The organism is Kribbella sp. NPDC055071, assembly GCF_053608045.1.
On record NZ_JBSGUS010000087.1, the window covers coordinates 1 to 1025 of the forward strand.

2 protein-coding genes are annotated in these 1025 nt (G+C 45.4%); both read right to left on the reverse strand.

All coding sequences use genetic code 11. The features are described 5' to 3' along the window. Positions 1–376, reverse strand: a 376-nt coding sequence (locus ACWF4Z_RS38445; protein ID WP_452248129.1) for an ASCH domain-containing protein, incomplete at its 3' end; no start/stop codon positions are given. 12 nt (positions 377–388) lie between these two features. After that, positions 389–1025 (reverse strand): M20/M25/M40 family metallo-hydrolase (locus ACWF4Z_RS38450; protein ID WP_452248130.1); only part of this gene is annotated, 637 nt, incomplete at its 5' end.

The following is a 1025-nucleotide window of genomic DNA, read 5'->3' on the forward strand; positions in this document are numbered from 1 at the left end:
TCAAAACAGTATCCTCATTCAGCTCCAGTTCACCGCTTTTGATCAGTTCCGCCCATGCCATCCGATGATCCTCTTGAAACTCCTCAATTCGGTCTCCATTACCCTCTCCTTTGACTAACCTCATATCAGGCGCACCAAAGGTGGTTTCAAAGACATCTGTTACTTTTATATTGCATCTTGGATTGTCATGTTTATCATAAACGGTAACAAGCTGACCCGCTGTTTGATAAACGTCCCTCAATTCATCTTTTGAATACAATGATTTCGGCGCGCACGTGGCGGTTTTTTCTCCGGCAAGGATCTGCTGAATCAGCTGTTCTCCCAACCCGTCATCACCTTCCCAGCCGAATGTGCTTTTCAGCTTATAAATCTTCATTGGTCCTCCCCCTTATACCATTGGTGACTGTACATAGTAATACAGAAGCTTAGCGGTATGGCGAAGAGATGATTTATGGGTGCGTTCAAATGCATGGGAAGCGTCAATTCCCGGCCCTATGAGGCCATGCACAATATCATGCCCGGATTTGATCGCTGCTGACGCATCAGACCCGTAGTACGGATATATATCAAGCTTATAGTCGATATGATGCTTCTCGGCTAATTGAACTAAATGCTTCCTGAGCTGATAATGATACGGCCCGCTCGCATCCTTCACACAGATTGATACTGAATATTCATCAGTCGCCTGCCCGTCACCGATAGCCCCCATATCAACCGCCAAATATTCAACTGTTTCAGGAGGAATATTCGAATTCCCGCCGTAACCGATTTCTTCATTATTGGAAATAAGAAAATGGGTTGTATACGGCAGCTCAATGTCTTCTGTTTGAATTTCATGAATTAAGCGGAGCAATAAGGCGACGCTTGCTTTGTCATCCAAATGGCGCGATTTAATAAATCCGCTTGATGTGATCTCGACACGGGGATCAAACGACACAAAATCTCCGACACCAATGCCCAGCTCCTCCGTATCTTTCCGGCAGTGAACTGGTTCATCTAGGCGGATCTCCATATTCTCTTGATTC